This window comes from Marinobacter azerbaijanicus (genome assembly GCF_030250645.1).
GTDB lineage: Bacteria > Pseudomonadota > Gammaproteobacteria > Pseudomonadales > Oleiphilaceae > Marinobacter > Marinobacter azerbaijanicus.
The window spans coordinates 16,857-32,202 of sequence record NZ_JASSVS010000001.1 but is presented as its reverse complement, the minus strand read 5'-3'; the positions used below and the strand labels follow the sequence as shown (position 1 = coordinate 32,202).

General features: G+C 56.2%; 10 protein-coding genes. 6 read left to right on the top strand and 4 right to left on the bottom strand.

Annotated features, from left to right (window positions below):
* The first annotated feature begins 194 nt into the window (after positions 1–194).
* Positions 195–746 (top strand): PaaI family thioesterase, encoded by a 552-nt coding sequence (locus tag QPM17_RS00140; RefSeq protein WP_285387712.1) that lies wholly within the window; start codon positions 195–197, stop codon positions 744–746.
* Positions 747–755: 9 nt separating this feature from the next.
* On the opposite strand, the gene recQ is transcribed toward QPM17_RS00140, so the two are convergent.
* Entirely contained in the window at positions 756–2,615 is a 1,860-nt protein-coding gene (gene recQ / locus QPM17_RS00135) for a DNA helicase RecQ (RefSeq protein WP_285387710.1), read from the bottom strand.
* Positions 2,616–2,767: 152 nt separating this feature from the next.
* Between recQ and QPM17_RS00130 the strand changes: the two genes are divergently transcribed.
* Both QPM17_RS00130 and QPM17_RS00125 read left to right on the top strand, forming a co-directional pair.
* Positions 2,768–3,955: a 1-acyl-sn-glycerol-3-phosphate acyltransferase gene (locus QPM17_RS00130; RefSeq protein ID WP_285387709.1), complete on the top strand. Its 1,188-nt coding sequence runs from the start codon at positions 2,768–2,770 to the stop codon at positions 3,953–3,955.
* A 32-nt stretch (positions 3,956–3,987) separates the two neighbouring features.
* The gene (locus QPM17_RS00125) at positions 3,988–4,647 is read left to right on the top strand and encodes an alpha/beta hydrolase (RefSeq protein ID WP_285387708.1); all 660 of its coding nucleotides are present in this window, start codon (positions 3,988–3,990) and stop codon (positions 4,645–4,647) included.
* A 19-nt stretch (positions 4,648–4,666) separates the two neighbouring features.
* Here the strand turns inward: QPM17_RS00125 and glgP are convergent, their stop codons facing one another.
* Genes glgP through glgB form a run of 3 tightly spaced genes read right to left on the bottom strand, consistent with a single transcriptional unit; the run spans position 4,667 to position 10,598 of the window.
* Complete coding sequence (glgP, locus tag QPM17_RS00120) at positions 4,667–7,219, bottom strand: alpha-glucan family phosphorylase (protein ID WP_285387707.1); 2,553 nt, start codon at positions 7,217–7,219, stop codon at positions 4,667–4,669.
* Between the two features lie 41 nt (positions 7,220–7,260).
* Positions 7,261–8,715: a glycogen synthase GlgA gene (gene glgA / locus QPM17_RS00115; RefSeq protein WP_285387705.1), complete on the bottom strand. Its 1,455-nt coding sequence runs from the start codon at positions 8,713–8,715 to the stop codon at positions 7,261–7,263.
* Positions 8,712–10,598: a 1,4-alpha-glucan branching protein GlgB gene (gene glgB / locus QPM17_RS00110; protein ID WP_285387703.1), complete on the bottom strand. Its 1,887-nt coding sequence runs from the start codon at positions 10,596–10,598 to the stop codon at positions 8,712–8,714. The genes glgA and glgB overlap by 4 nt, the downstream gene beginning before the upstream one ends.
* Before the next feature lie 189 nt (positions 10,599–10,787).
* Here glgB and glgC point away from each other — a divergent pair, with 189 nt between their 5' ends.
* From glgC to malQ, 3 genes are read left to right on the top strand one after another with little or no spacing between them, the layout of a single operon-like run.
* A complete protein-coding gene (glgC, locus tag QPM17_RS00105; protein ID WP_285387700.1) occupies positions 10,788–12,050 on the top strand; it encodes a glucose-1-phosphate adenylyltransferase in 1,263 nt (420 codons plus the stop codon).
* Positions 12,040–13,767, top strand: coding sequence for a glycoside hydrolase family 57 protein (locus QPM17_RS00100; protein ID WP_285387698.1), 1,728 nt, complete (start codon positions 12,040–12,042; stop codon positions 13,765–13,767). Before glgC ends, QPM17_RS00100 begins: the two co-directional genes overlap by 11 nt.
* Positions 13,764–15,257, top strand: coding sequence for a 4-alpha-glucanotransferase (gene malQ, locus QPM17_RS00095; RefSeq protein WP_285387696.1), 1,494 nt, complete (start codon positions 13,764–13,766; stop codon positions 15,255–15,257). Before QPM17_RS00100 ends, malQ begins: the two co-directional genes overlap by 4 nt.
* Positions 15,258–15,346: the final 89 nt, after the last annotated feature.

Sequence of the window (15,346 nt, the reverse complement as noted above, 5' to 3'; positions counted from 1 at the left end):
CCGGCCTCCAGTTGCGCTCGTTTCTTCCCTGTATTCCATTACACCTGAGCAGTTTAGGTGAATTTTGTGGTTCTCACAGGGCATGGTCTCCGAAAATCGTAAAAATAGTTGCGAAGGCTTTCACCGGGCTGTAATCATCTACGCCAGTTGGTCCGGCTTGCCGGTCATTGGAGCATTCAGGAGAAAGCAGAGATATGGCATTTATAGATAATCTGATCGGGGCTACCGGTCAATGGGTCTCCTCATCGGACCCCAAGGCCCCAATAACACAGCCACTGGCCTGGCTCCGAAAAACCAGTGGTTACGCAGCTGTTAACCGGATTATCGGCCTTTCGATTCCGTTTGCACCCCGCAATGGTTTCAGTGTGGAAGAAGTCCGCCCCGGTTTCGTGAGGGCAAAGATCCGCCTGAAGGGAAACAAGAACCATTTTGGCAGCCTTTACGCCGGGGCCTTCTTCCTGGTAGCTGAAATTCCGGGCGGTGTGCTCACCCTGTTTGACCTGGGGCCGGCCTACACGCCCATTCTCAAGGAAATGACGCTGCAGTTCCTGCAACCAGCAAACTCGGATGTGTTTGTGGAGTTCTCACTGGATGAGGCCACGGTTGAAGCCATCAAGGCCGAGGCGGACGAGACGGGCAGGGCGGCATTTGCACTGGAAGGCACCCTGTATGATCGGGAGGGTAACCACGTGGCAACCTCCATTGCCCAATACCGGGTTCGCAAGAAGGGGTTCAAGGCGTCCTGATTCAAATAGTCACAGGCCGTCCAGCTCCCGCAGGGCGGCCAGGAAGGTGTCTCCGTATTTTTCCAGCTTTGCGGCACCCACGCCGTTGATCTCGGCCATTTCCGCCAGGCTGTTCGGGCGTTTTTCCAGAATCTCGAACAAAGTGGCATCGTGAAAAATCACATAGGGAGGCACGCCTTTTTCTTCCGCCAGAGCCTTACGACAGGCCCTCAAGGCCTCCCATCCCGCCTTGTCTGTTATCTGGTCGACAATCTTCCGGCGACCCGATGAACCAGAAGTTCCTCGGCCACCGGAGGTTTTGACCACCGGGTCCTTGCGCAACTGGATGGGCACCTCGCCCTTCAGCAGGGGCCGGCACTCCTCAGTGAGCTGCAGCGCACCGTAACCTTCCGGGTCGGCTCTCAGATAACCGTTGGCGACCAGCTGCCTGAACACCGATTTCCAGTCGTTCGCGGACAATTCGGTGCCGATGCCATAAGTCGAGACGGCCTGATGACCGAACTGGAAAATCCGTTCGTTCTCCGATCCGCGCAGAACATCAATCAGATAGCTGACGCCAAAACGTTGCCCGGTTCTGAATACACAGGAAAGGGCCTTCTGCACCGCCACCTTACCATCCCAGGTCTCTGGCGGGTTCAGACAGGTATCGCAATTGCCGCAAGGCTCTTCCAGAGTGTCACCGAAGTAACGCAGAAGCACCTGCCGACGGCAACTGGTGACTTCGCACAGCCCTAGCATGGCGTCCAGCTTCTGGCGTTCGACCCGTTTGAATTGGTCGTTCCCCATGGACCCCTCGAGCATCTGGCGCAGTTTAATCACATCCTGCAGGCCATAGACCATCCAGGCGGTAGAAGGTTTTCCATCACGACCGGCGCGGCCGGTTTCCTGGTAGTAGGCTTCCAGGCTTTTGGGCAGGTCCAGGTGAGCGACAAACCGAACGTCCGGCTTGTCGATACCCATGCCAAACGCAATGGTCGCCACAATGATCACACCGTCTTCCCGCAGAAACCGCTCCTGGTGTCGCGCCCGGTCCGCAGCGTTGAGGCCTGCGTGATAGGGCAGTGCATTGTAGCCCTTGCTGCTGAGCAATTTTGCCGTGGCGTCTACCTTATTACGGGACAGACAATAAACGATGCCGCAATCACCATCATGTTCTGCTTTAATAAAATCCAGTAATTGTTTGTTAGCATTGGTTTTTGGGGCAATTCGATACTGAATGTTGGGGCGATCAAATCCACTGATGAAGTGGCGGGCTTCGGTAAGTGACAACCTCTCGGCGATTTCTTTGCGGGTGCGCTCATCGGCAGTGGCCGTCAATGCAATACGGGGCACACCGGGGAATTCGTGAGCCAGCCGGCTGAGCTCAAGATAGTCGGAACGGAAATCATGGCCCCACTGGGATACGCAGTGGGCTTCGTCGATGGCAAACAGTGAAATGGACGCGTGGTGAAGCAGGTCCAGGGTTCTGGGCTGGATCAGGCGTTCCGGTGCGCAATACAACAGATCAAGTTCGCCGGTCATCAAAGCATTTTCAGTATCCCGGGCCTGCTCGAGGTCCATGGTGGAGTTCAGGAAAGCCGCCCTTACGCCCAGCTCCTTCAGAGCGGCCACCTGGTCCTGCATCAATGCAATGAGTGGCGAAATCACAATGGCCGTTCCGGCACGCACGAGGGCGGGTACCTGGTAACACAGAGATTTACCGCCACCGGTGGGCATCAACACCAGGGCATCGCCGCCACTGACAACTTCACGGATAATGTCGCCCTGCAAAGGTCTGAAGGTCTCATAACCAAAAATGCGGTGCAGGACTTCTTCCGGGTCCTGATCTGAAACACGGGGGCGCTCTGTGCTTAGTTGTGCAAAATCCATGACTTGGCCGGTAGAGTTGGTTATCGGTAAAAAACCAGGTGTGCTGGCAGGCGAGCCATGATACCAGAATCCTGTCACGGAATCGGCGGAGACAAACAATCCTTATAACGGCTACAATGCGACTTTTTCTGCACCCAACAAACAGGAAATCCATGCAGGAATTTGATGCCATCCGTCCGTACCTGGACGAGGAAACGCGAACCGCCATCAACAATCTTGTCCGGGACCGGGAATTCCTGGATATGGTTGGCCGCTTTAAATCGCCAATGCTTGCGAAATGGGCCCCGGCCATGCTCAGGCCGTGGGTCAGACGATGGTTGATCAGCCAATTTTCCGGTATCGACCGCATTGAAGATCTACAGGCCCGGCTGTCGGGGTACGTGGGTGATCTGGTAAATAACACCACGACTCGGGTAACCCACAGCGGACTGGAAAACCTGGATAAACACAGCGCCCATCTGTTTATCTCCAATCATCGGGACATAGTCTTTGACCCGATGGTAGTGAACTACCTGCTGTTCATGAACGGCTTCAGAACTACACGGATTGCCATCGGCGATAATCTGCTTGCCAATCGGGTATTTGCAGAAATGATGCGGCTTAACAAAAGCTTCGTGGTTCGCCGCAACATGACCAGCCCGCGGGAGATGCGGGATGCCTATATCATGCTCTCCGCCTTTATAAGCCACAGTATCGACAACAACGAGAGTATCTGGATTGCACAGCGGGAAGGTCGCGCCAAGAACGGACTTGATTTTACCGACCCGGCCATCATCAAGATGTTCTACATGAGCAAGAAAAAGAGCGGCCTGACGTTCAGCGAGGCCATGAACCGACTGCATATCGTTCCGGTGTCGATTGCCTATGAATACGACCCTTGCGATATGGACAAGGCACGTGAACTGGAAACCCGCGCCCGGACAGGTGAGTACATCAAGAGTGAGGGTGAGGATACCGACCAGATCATGAAGGGCCTGACAGGCTTCAAGGGGCACGTACACGTGCATTTCGGCGCGCCCATTACTGACGCGGAAGACAACCCGAAAGACCTTGCGGCACGGATCGACCGTGAGATGCACGCCAATTATCACCTTCATACATCGAATCTGGTGGCCTACCAGCAAAGGGGGATGCACCCGGATTCACACGCGACACGGGATTCCGTCAGTGATGCAGTGGTGACGGCGGAAACCTGGTCAGCGGCCGAGATTGAAGCGGCGGAAGCCGAGATGGAGCGAAGACTTGATGCCTGCGATCCGGCGATTCATCCCTACCTGCTGGATATGTACGCCAATCCTGTGGTCACCGCGCTGGAAGCCCATAAAAATCAGACGGATTGAATATCTGATATTACTGACACCCGAGGTATTTTGTGCAAGAACTCGAATATATTGAACTGGAAACCAACCCCGAACCGACCGCAGCCGTTATCTGGCTTCATGGTCTCGGCGCCAGTGGTCACGACTTTGAGCCGGTAGTACCGGAACTCGGGTTGCCGGAAGACGCAGCGGTTCGTTTCATCTTTCCCCATGCGCCCAATATGCCGGTAACCATCAATGGTGGAATGACCATGCCGGCATGGTACGACATCAAGGCGCTGGACATTGACCGCGTGGTCGATACCAACCAGTTATTGGCTTCGTCGGACGCCGTTGCAAAGCTGGTGGATCGGGAAATTGAACGCGGGGTACCCAGTGAGAACATTATTATTGCAGGCTTCTCCCAGGGGGGTGCAGTGGCCTACGAACTGGGGCTGAGCTATCCCCGGCGGCTTGGTGGTATCGTTGCTCTGTCCACCTACTTTGCGACCGCAAAAAAGGTTGAGGTATCTGACGCCAATCGAGGCATCCCCATCGCCATCTATCACGGTACCCAAGATCCGATGGTGCCGGAATCACTGGGCCGGCTGAGTGTCGATAAGCTGAAAGAGTTGGGCTTCGAGCCGTCGTACCAGACCTTTCCGATGGAGCACAGTGTGTGCCTGGAGGAAGTACAGGATATCGGTCGATTCATTCGCAAGCACATTCTGTAAGACCCGCCATGCCCGGGCTTCAGACCCAGAGCATGGCGCCCATCTCCAGGGGGTGGCCTAGTGCCTGGTGATAGGGGTACATTCTGAGCCTCAGAGTCTGAAGTCCGGGGTAGGAAGGTTGGACCTGTGTGGCAAATACGGTTCTGCCGTCAGCCTCGCTTTCCGGTTTCAGAAAGAAACTCGCGGGTCCCGATGTCTTGTGGGTTCCCGTGCATTCCGGGCGGACCAGACACTCCACGCGGACATCATCGGCACTCAGGCCATTGAGTACTGCCTCCACCCGAAGGTCCACAGTGCCGTCGTGGGGACAGTGGGACTCCACACACCCGACAACACCCAGCGTAACGCCCTGCCAGGCTTCCCGGACCCTTGATTTCCAGTCTGCCAGTTCGCTGGCCAGCCTGCCGCCGTCAGCCATCAGCCTGGCTCCATGGCTGGACGCGGTCTGGTAGTAGTTGGTAACGTAATCCATCACCATTCGCTGGCTGTTGAACCGTGGCGTAATAGTTTTCATGGAAGCTTTTGAGCGTTTTACCCAGCCCTTGGAATAGCCCTGCGAGGCTCGCTCGTAATAGAGCGGTACCACCTCGAATTCCAGCATATCGATAAGGTCGCGAGCCTCCTCAGCATTACGGAACTCAGCATCCAGTTCCGTGTCACGGGGCGGAATGCCCCAGCCATTCTTGCCGTCATAACCCTCGCCCCACCAGCCATCCAGCACACTCAGATTCAGCGCACCATTCAGGGCGGCTTTTTCGCCAGAGGTTCCGCTGGCCTCCTTGGGATATTCGGGGGTATTCAGCCAGACATCCACGCCACTGAGCAGACGCCGGGCCATCGCCTGGTCGTAATCCTCGAGCAGAATCAGATGTCCCATCAGGGAGGGGTGCATGGAAAGGTCATGAATGACCTTGATCAGCTGCTGGCCGGGTTTGTCCCGAGGGTGGGCCTTGCCGGCAAAAACCAGTACCACCGGGCGGTCCGGGTTGGTGACAATCTGCTCCAGCCGGTCGAGATCGGAAAAGATCAGAGTGGCTCGTTTATAGGTGGCAAACCGCCGCGCAAAACCGATCACCAGAGTATCTTTTTCCGGTGAGACCAGAGGGCGCGTCATCCTTTCCGTTACTGAATGGCCGATACCGTTACGTTTATGCTGGCGTTTGAGACAGCGAACAATGTATTCAGCCATCTGCTGTTTGAGCGCCTTGTGAACACTCCAGTAGTGGTAATCCGGAATCTGGTCGATAAACTCCCAGAATGGCGGATTGCGAAGCTCGCTCTTCCAGGTGGGAGCCTGTATGTCGAACAGGCTTGACCACTCAGGCGCCAGAAAGGTGGGCACGTGCACGCCGTTGGTAATGTAACCGATCGGGTTTTCCTCTGGCGGGACCTGGGGCCATATACCACCTTCCATGGAAGCAGCCACACCACCGTGAATGCGGCTTACGCCGTTGTGGAACCGGGACCCACGAAGGCCCAGGCCCGTCATATTGAAGCTTTCACTGTCGCCATTCGCGCCGAGGGCAAACACTTTCTCGAAGTCCAGGCCAGACTCTTCCAGATAGCTGCCGAGCGCATGGTAGACCAGGTCCCTCGGAAAGATATCGTGGCCGGCTGCCACTGGCGTATGGGTGGTGAACAGTGTTGCTCCGGCCACAGCCTCCAGCGCCGCCTCGAAACTTAATCCTCCGGCCATGGTCTGCCGGCAACGTTCAAGAATCTGGAACGCTGCGTGCCCCTCATTAATGTGCCAGACCGTCGGTTGCAGCCCCAGCGCCTCAAGCACGCGAGTTCCCCCTATACCGAGGAGCATCTCCTGGCTGATCCGCGTGGATTCGTCACCGCCGTAAAGCTGCAGTGTCAGTTGCTGGTCTTCGTGGCTGTTTTCGTCGGTATGACTGTCCAGCAGATACAAGCGGATATGCCCAACCCTGGCCTCCCAGACACGCGCAATGACGTTACGGCCAGGGAAGGGCACGGATATCCTGAGAACCTCACCGTCCTTGATAACAGGCGTAATCGGCAGTTCATCACTGGAGTGGGACTGATATCGGGCAATCTGCTGGCCCTGGGCGTCGATGCTCTGAATGAAGTACCCCTGCTGATACAGCAGACCTATAGCCACGAAGGGCAGAGCCAGGTCACTGGCGGCCTTGCAGTGGTCGCCAGCCAGAATGCCCAGTCCTCCGGAGTAGATCGGAAAGCTCTCATGAAAACCGAATTCGGCACAGAAGTACGCCACCAGTGCTGTTTCAGGGTCCAGCTTTTCAGTCACTTCCGGCCCGGGGCCGGCTTCCAGGTAGGCATCGTAAGTGCTCAGTACCCGACGGTACTCGGCCAGGAATGCGCGATCTTCAGCCGCCTCATCCAGTCGGTCCTGGGCGACACGTCTGAGAAACAGTTTGGGGTTATGTTCGACTTTCTGCCATAGCCGAAGGTCAATCCGGGCAAACAGACTGCGGACCCCGTGATCCCAGCTGTAGAATAGGTCATTGGCCAGATCCTCAAGACGTTCGAGGGCCTCGGGAAGCAGGGGGTGGGCCTCAAGTCGGAATTCCGTTGCTTTATGCATGTCGATTGTCTCCGGGCGGGCACATGCTCGCACTAATCCAGCTATTGATTCTCGCGCTCTTTGAGAACATCCAGGTAAAGGTCACCGTAGTTGCGAGCCCTCTTTTTCCAGGAATAATCGGCTACCATTCCATTCCTCTGCAGCTGCCGCCATGATTTCCGGTTCCTGAAATGTTTCAATGCGCGGTCAACCGCCGCCAGCAGGGCCCGTTCGCTGGCGTCCTTGAAGCGGAACCCGTTGGCCTTGCCAAAACCTGTTTCCTGTGGGTCGATTACCGTATCAGACAGGCCGCCAACCGCGTGTACCACGGGAACCGTGCCATAGCGCAGACTGTACATCTGGTTCAGTCCACAAGGCTCGAAGCGGGAGGGCATCAGAAAAATATCGCACCCTGCGGTGATACGATGGGAAAGCCCCTCGTCGTAACCCAGAGTCAGGGACATCTGCCCCGGCCACTGCCGCGCCAGCGCCTTTAGAGCTTCTTCGTAGACTGTCTCACCGGAACCGAGCAATGCGAACTGGCAGCCTCGTTCAAGCAGCTCCGGTATCACTGCAATCAGCCAGTCCACCCCTTTCTGCTCCACCAGTCGACCAATGAAGCCAAGCAACGGTCCGCCACTGACATCAAGCCCCAGTTCCCGCTCCAGGCTTGCACGACACTGTGCCTTGTTCTCCAGGTAATCGGCTCCGTAATGGAACGCCAGTTGGGGATCCTCTTCCGGGTTCCAGACCCGGGTATCAATGCCGTTGAGGATGCCCGTCAGGTATTGCTGGCGCTGCCTGAGAACGCCATCAAGACCATTTCCGAATTCCGGGGTCTGAATCTCCTGCGCATAGCCGGGGCTGACGGTGGTGATGCGATCGCTGAAAACCAGCCCGCCTTTAATAAAAGACAGCTGGCCATAGAATTCCAGCTGGTGCATGTTCCAGAGAGAGTCCGGCAACCCCAGCGACCGGAAGGTTTCATGGGGGAATAATCCCTGATACGCCAGGTTGTGGATCGTGAATACGGTACCGGGCCGGTTGGGGTAGTGTTCAAGAAACACCGGGATCAGCCCGGTTTGCCAATCGTTGCAGTGCACCAGATCCGGTCTCCAGCCAAGCCCCGCCTCGCCGACGGCCATCATGGCGCCGACTTTGCCGAACAGCTCAAACCGGTGGGCATTATCCCACCAGTCCTGCCCCTTCTCATTCTGATAGGGGTTTCCCGCCCTTTCAAACAACGGCGGACAGTCCACCAGCCAGAGCGTGACTGCTGTACCCGGAAGCCGCGTCTGCCAGAGGCTGACTTCATATTGCCCCACCCGGAACCGGGATTTTTGCCGGGAACCTGCTTCCCTGGCGGCTTTGATAGCAGCAGGGTAGCCTGGAAGGAGAATCTGGACATCGTATTGCAGCCTGCAGAGTGCTTCCGGCAAGCTGGCAGACACATCCGCGAGACCGCCTGTTTTAACCAGTGGGTATACTTCACTGGTGGCGAACAGAACCCGGATCATGGTGCCGGCCTCAGAATAATTGCGCCCAGTGGGGGCAGGGTCAGTTCCAGCGACCAGTTGCGGTTCATCCATGGCTGCTCGTCAGTCGGCATGGGAAAGGGATTGCCCAGGTTGCTACCGCCATAATACCGGGAATCCGAATTGAAGATTTCCCGCCAGATTCCCCCTTGCGGTAATCCGATTCGATATCGATGCCGGGGAATCGGAGTGAAGTTGACGACAATTACCGAAGTTTCGCCTTTTGCAGTACGCAGGAAACTGATAACGGACTGAGGTGAGTCATGGCAGTCGATCCATTCGAACCCCTGCGGGCGGAAACAGTCTCCGTGCAGTGAGACTTCCCGGCGATACAGGCCGTTGAGGTCCTGCACCAGTGTCCTGAGCCCCTGGTGTTCGGGATATGAAAGCAACGACCAATCCAGTTCACGGGATTCGCTCCACTCCCGACGCTGACCGAACTCGCCACCCATGAACAAAAGCTTGGCTCCGGGATAGGCATACATATAGGTAAAGAGTGTGCGCAACGAAGCGCGCTGTTGCCACTCATCCCCGTTCATTTTGTTGATCAGGCTACCTTTACCGTGCACCACCTCGTCGTGTGACAACGGAAGCAGAAAATTCTCGGTAAAGGCATAGACCAGGCCAAAGGTCAGTTTGTCGTGGTGGTACTGTCGGTAAACAGGGTCCTGTTTCAGGTAATCCAGGGTATCGTGCATCCAGCCCATGTTCCATTTCAGGTTGAAGCCAAGGCCTCCGATTTCCGGCGGGCGGGTAACCCGTGGCCAGGAGGTGGATTCCTCGGCACAGACCAGCGTTCCCGGAAAGCGGCTCTGGCAGACCTGGTTCAGTTCTCTCAGAAAGTCGATGGCTTCGAGATTTTCATTGCCACCATGGATATTGGGCAGCCATTCCCCCTCCTTTCGGGAATAGTTCAGGTAAAGCATGGAAGCCACGGCATCCACCCGCAGGCCGTCAATATGGAAAGCGTCAAGCCAGAACAGGGCACTGCCGATGAGAAAGTTCCGCACTTCGTGGCGGCCATAATTGTAGATCAGAGTGCCCCAGTCCTGGTGGCGACCCTGGCGGGGATCTTCATGCTCATAAAGAGCGCTGCCATCGAACAGTGCAAGTGCGTGCTCGTCGGTGGGGAAGTGCCCCGGCACCCAGTCCAGGATAACGCCGATGTTATGCTGATGGCATTGGTCAACCAGATAGCGCAGGTCATCGGGCGTTCCGAACCGGCTGGTCGGTGCGTAATAGCCGGTGGTCTGGTATCCCCAGGACTCATCAAGAGGATGCTCGGTAACCGGTAACAGTTCGATGTGGGTGAAACCCAGCTCCAGGACATAGGGAATCAACTGGTCGGCGAGTTCGCGATAGGTCAGCCAACGCCCTGAGCCATGGTGGCGCCAGGAAGCGGCATGCACCTCGTAGATTGAAATGGGGGAGTCCTGCCAGTTCCAGTGGCCCCGTCTGGACAGCCAGTCACCATCATTCCAGCAGAAGTGGCCACGTTCAGTCACTACGGCGGCGGTAGCGGGCCTTAGTTCAAAGGCCTGACCGTAAGGATCGGTTTTCAGTAACTGACGGCCCGCCTCGGTGGTAATAGCGAACTTGTAGAGAGTTCCGGTACCGATCTCCGGGATAAAACACGACCAGACGCCGAAACCATGATGCAGGCTCATCGGGTGGGTGCCGGAATCCCAGTCATTGAACTCGCCAATAACGCTGACCGCCTTTGCATGGGGCGCCCAGACTGCAAACCGAACACCCTCGACACCCGCGTTTCTGCAGACGTGGGCGCCCAGAACATTGTATATGTGCCAATGCCTGCCTTCGGCAAAGAGATGGAGGTCAAATTCGCTGAGCGCTGGACTGTCCATAGACCTTGCTTTCCTGACCAGGTGAAATTCCCATTGGACGATAGCGGGCCTGTTTTAAAAATGACCCAAAGCAATCTTACGTCATAATTCCGTGATAGTGTTCTAATATGATTACAAGCGTCAAATCCATGGCAGACCCTTGCCGCTGAACAACAGCTCATGCGTAAAGGGGGTTTCAGGGAAGCAGCTATGCATACGGCCAAGCGTTTTGTCAGTCGCCTTACTCGTCAAACCCTTGCACTGGTTCTTGCGGGGGGGCGGGGCTCCCGGCTTCACGACCTGACCAAATGGCGCGCCAAACCGGCCGTTCCGTTTGGCGGCAAGTTCCGGATCATCGATTTTCCGCTGTCGAACTGCGTCAACTCAGGTATTGGCCAGGTTGGCGTGATCACCCAGTACAAGTCCCACTCCCTGATCCGGCACATTCAGCGGGGCTGGGGGTTCCTTCGCGGGGAACTGGATGAATTTGTTGAACTCTGGCCCGCGCAGCAGCGAATTGAGACCTCATGGTACGAAGGCACTGCGGATGCAGTGCTGCAGAACCTCGATATTATCCGAAGCCACAAGCCTGAATATGTGTTGATTCTCGCCGGCGACCATATCTACAAGATGGACTACGGAACCATGCTGGCCGCCCATGTCGAGAATGACGCCGATATCACCGTGGGTTGTATCGAGGTGCCCATTGAAGAAGCTTCGGCGTTCGGGGTTATGTCGGTCGACGATGAGCTCAGAATTACGGAGTTTCTGGAAAAGCCGGAGAACCCCAAGCCCATGCCAGGTAAACCCGGCAAGGCGCTGGCTTCCATGGGTATCTATGTGTTCAGCACCCAGGTCCTTTTCGATGAGTTGATGCGAGACCACATGGATGGTGAAACCTCTCACGATTTCGGCAAAGATATTATTCCATCCGTGATCCGGCGCCTGCGCGTCACAGCTTTTCCATTCCGGGACCCGGTGCAGAACAAACCAGCCTATTGGCGGGATGTCGGAACCATAGATTCTCTCTGGCAGGCCAATCTTGAACTGATCGGTATCAGCCCGGAACTGAATCTGTACGATTCCCACTGGCCTATATGGACGTACCAGGAACAATTGCCTCCGGCAAAATTTATCTTTGATGACGACAACCGTCGCGGAATGGCGGTGGATTCGATGGTAGCCGGAGGCTGTATTGTTTCCGGTGCTTCGGTGAGACATTCGCTTCTGTTCTCACAGGTCAGGGTTCATTCCTACAGCGATATCTCAGACTCTGTCATCTATCCGGATGTGGATATTGGCCGCCACTGCCACATCCGCAACGCGCTGATTGATCGGGGCTGCCGCATTCCAGAGGGCTCCCGTATCGGGTTTGATGAAGCTGAAGACCGCAAGCGGTTTCATGTTTCTCCCAAAGGAATCGTACTGGTCACACCCGAGATGCTCGGGCAGGATTACCCTCATGGTCTCTGAAACCAAAACCCCGGTTGTGCTTTGCTGGCACATGCACCAACCCTCCTATCAGGATATGCGGACCGGGCAGTTCCTGTTTCCCTGGGTGTATCTGCACACCATCAAGGATTACAGCGATATGGCTGCGCACCTTGAACGGGAGCCCGAGGCGAGGGCAGTGGTGAACTTTGCGCCGATTCTGCTGGAGCAGATTGAAAGCTACCTGGTTCAGATTGAGCGCTGGCGTCACGGCGCCGGAGAGATAGGTGATCCACTGCTTGCCGCTCTAGTGGCAGATGAGTTACCTGAACCCGGAACACCGGCCTTTCTGGGACTGATTGAGAAGTGCCTGCGCGCCAATCCTGAACGGATTATCAGTCGTTATCCCGCCTTCACACGATTGGCTGAACTGGCCGATGTGTACCGGCAAAAACCGGAAGTGCAGCGGTATATATCCAGTCGTTTCCTGTCCGATCTGCTGGTCTGGTACCACCTGGGCTGGATGGGCGAAACCATACGCCGGAAAGAGCATTGTATTCAGAGCCTTCAGGAGAAAAGCCATAACTTCACCCTGGATGACCGGCGCGCCCTTCTTGATGTTATTTTCGATGTACTGTCAGGTATCGGGCCGAGATACCGGCATCTGGCCCAGAAAGGCCAGGTCGAGCTGTCGGTGAGCCCCTACACCCATGCCATGCTGCCCCTGCTAATGGAACTTGAATGCGCCCGGGAGGCAATGCCGGATATCGTCTTGCCCGCCCACAGTCATTACCCCGGCGGCAAGGAACGGGCGGAGTGGCAACTCCAGCAGGCGAAAACGGTTTTCCAGCGATTTTTTGGTATAGAGCCCACCGGCTGCTGGGCATCGGAAGGTGGCCTCAGCCAGGCCACGCTCGGGTTACTGGATAACCAGGGCTTCCGCTGGACCGCCAGTGGCGATTCTGTGTATCACAACAGTCTCAAGCTGGCACGGAAGACCAATCCTGACCTTCCGGATGCCGGAATACACCAGCCTTACGCCTTCGGTGACTCTGCAGTCAGCGTTTTCTTCCGGGATGACGGGCTCTCCGATCTCATTGGCTTCACCTACGCTGACTGGCATGCCGTGGATGCCGTTGGCGACCTTGTCCATCACATGGAAAACATCGCCGGCCAGTCCAGGGGCGCTTCACCACAGGTTATCTCCGTAATCATGGATGGCGAGAATGCCTGGGAATACTACCCGGAAAATGGCTTCCACTTTCTGGACGAACTGTACCGGGTGCTTGCACACCACCCGAAACTTCAGCTGACCACCTACAGCGAACTGGTTGCAGATCCGGTGAGCGAACCTGACCGTCTTCCCCATCTGGTGGCCGGTAGCTGGATCTATGGCACCTTCTCAACCTGGATCGGGGATCCGGACAAGAACCGCGCCTGGGATCTACTGTGTGAAGCCAAGATGCACTTCGACCGTGTGATGGACAATGGCGGTCTCAGTTCCGAGCAGAAAGAGTCTGCAAGGCAACAGTTGGCGATCTGTGAGGGTTCAGACTGGTTCTGGTGGTTCGGAGATTACAACCCTGCCCAGATTGTCAGTGATTTTGAGCATCTGTACCGCAGGCATCTGGTCAACCTTTACGAGAAGATAGATTACCCGGCACCGCCTTCGGTCTTCCAGCAACTGAGCCAGGGCAGCGGCGAGCCCGCGCGGGGCGGAACCATGCGCCCCGGGCACGAAGCGGATAACGCGGTATGACTTCACACAGCACCGTGGATCTGTTCAGTACCCGACGTGCCGGTGTTCTTCTTCACCCAACCAGTCTGCCTGGGACCTGGGGGGTTCTCGGCGAGAGCGCCCGTAACTTTGTGGATTTTCTGGCAGATAGTGGTCTGAGTATCTGGCAAACGCTACCCATTGGGCCAACGCACCGGGATCTCTCGCCGTACCAGTCCCTGAGCGCCCATGCCGGCAATCCCGACTTCATGGATCTGTCTGAGCTCTTGCAGGCAGGTCTTCTGATCGAGTCCGAGCTGGCACAATCGGCTGCCGACTCTCGCCCTCAACTATTGAGCCTGGCAGCCCAACGCTTTTTCAACAATGAAGGGAGAGGTGGCAGCGGGCTCGACCAGGCTGATTATCAGCGATTCCGGGCAATTAATGATTACTGGCTGGATGACTTCTGTCTTTTCGGGGCAATTCGGGAAGTTCAGGATTCACCAGGCTGGCTGCAATGGCCGGAAACACTGAGAGACCGGGATGTTGGCGCACTGCAGGCGTTTATTGACCAGAACCAGCCCCGACTCGCCAGAATCCGGTTTGAACAGTTTCTGTTCCACCACCAGTGGCAATCCCTTCGCGACTACGCCCGGGGAAAAGGCGTATTGCTGTTTGGCGACATACCCATCTTCGTTGCCCACGACAGCGCTGATGTCTGGGCCAATCGCGACTTGTTCAAGTTAAACCAGAAAGGTGAACCCACGGTGGTGGCAGGGGTACCACCCGACTATTTTTCCCCCCACGGCCAGCACTGGGGCAATCCGCTGTATAATTGGGAAGCCATGGCCGTGGATGGCTATCAGTGGTGGCTGGAGCGGCTTGAGAGCCAGCGCCATCTGTTCGACCTGATTCGCATTGATCACTTCCGCGGGCTCCAGGCCTATTGGGAAATCCCGGCAGAGACACCCGAACCCATACACGGGTACTGGGTACCCGGGCCAGGGAGCCACTTTCTTGAAGCCTGCTTCAGTCGTTTTCCTGATTTGCCACTGGTTGCCGAAAACCTGGGTATTATCAGTGACGATGTAGAAGAACTTCGCAGACGATTCCGGCTTCCGGGTATGACGGTCATGCAATTCGGCTTTGACGGAAGCCCGGACAACCCCCACCTGCTGCACAATCATCATTCAAGAGATCTTGTGTATACGGGAACCCACGATAACGACACCACGCTTGGCTGGTATCAGAGCCTTGACGAGCGCACCCGGCGCTACGTTAATGCTTATCTGGGTGTTTCCGGTGAGGACATGCCCTGGCCTGTGATAGAGGCTGCATTCCGCTCGGTCTGTTCCCTGGCTATCGTCCCCATGCAGGATTTCATGGGGCTTGGCACGGAAGCCAGGTTTAACACACCGGGGACTGTTGTAAATAACTGGATATGGCAGCTGGACTGGAATCTTTGCCCGGGCAATCTGTCAGCAAGAATCGCTGAATCAGTCCAGCGGCATGGGCGACTGCTTCAGGCCTGATGGTTTTTTGATCAACATCAAGAAGGCTTCTCCAATACTTCGATATAACACACAAGCAGTAGGAAGATTCAACGCTCTCTGTGAGTCAA

What these genes read in the sequence shown, in the direction of transcription:
- QPM17_RS00140 (WP_285387712.1), top strand. Translation starts at nt 195, where the DNA reads ATGGCATTTATAGATAATCTGATCGGGGCTACCGGTCAATGGGTCTCC.
- QPM17_RS00100 (WP_285387698.1), top strand. Translation starts at nt 12,040, where the DNA reads ATGGTCTCTGAAACCAAAACCCCGGTTGTGCTTTGCTGGCACATGCAC.
- glgC (WP_285387700.1), top strand. Translation starts at nt 10,788, where the DNA reads ATGCATACGGCCAAGCGTTTTGTCAGTCGCCTTACTCGTCAAACCCTT.
- QPM17_RS00130 (WP_285387709.1), top strand. Translation starts at nt 2,768, where the DNA reads ATGCAGGAATTTGATGCCATCCGTCCGTACCTGGACGAGGAAACGCGA.
- glgA (WP_285387705.1), bottom strand. Translation starts at nt 8,715, where the DNA reads ATGATCCGGGTTCTGTTCGCCACCAGTGAAGTATACCCACTGGTTAAA.
- malQ (WP_285387696.1), top strand. Translation starts at nt 13,764, where the DNA reads ATGACTTCACACAGCACCGTGGATCTGTTCAGTACCCGACGTGCCGGT.
- recQ (WP_285387710.1), bottom strand. Translation starts at nt 2,615, where the DNA reads ATGGATTTTGCACAACTAAGCACAGAGCGCCCCCGTGTTTCAGATCAG.
- glgP (WP_285387707.1), bottom strand. Translation starts at nt 7,219, where the DNA reads ATGCATAAAGCAACGGAATTCCGACTTGAGGCCCACCCCCTGCTTCCC.
- glgB (WP_285387703.1), bottom strand. Translation starts at nt 10,598, where the DNA reads ATGGACAGTCCAGCGCTCAGCGAATTTGACCTCCATCTCTTTGCCGAA.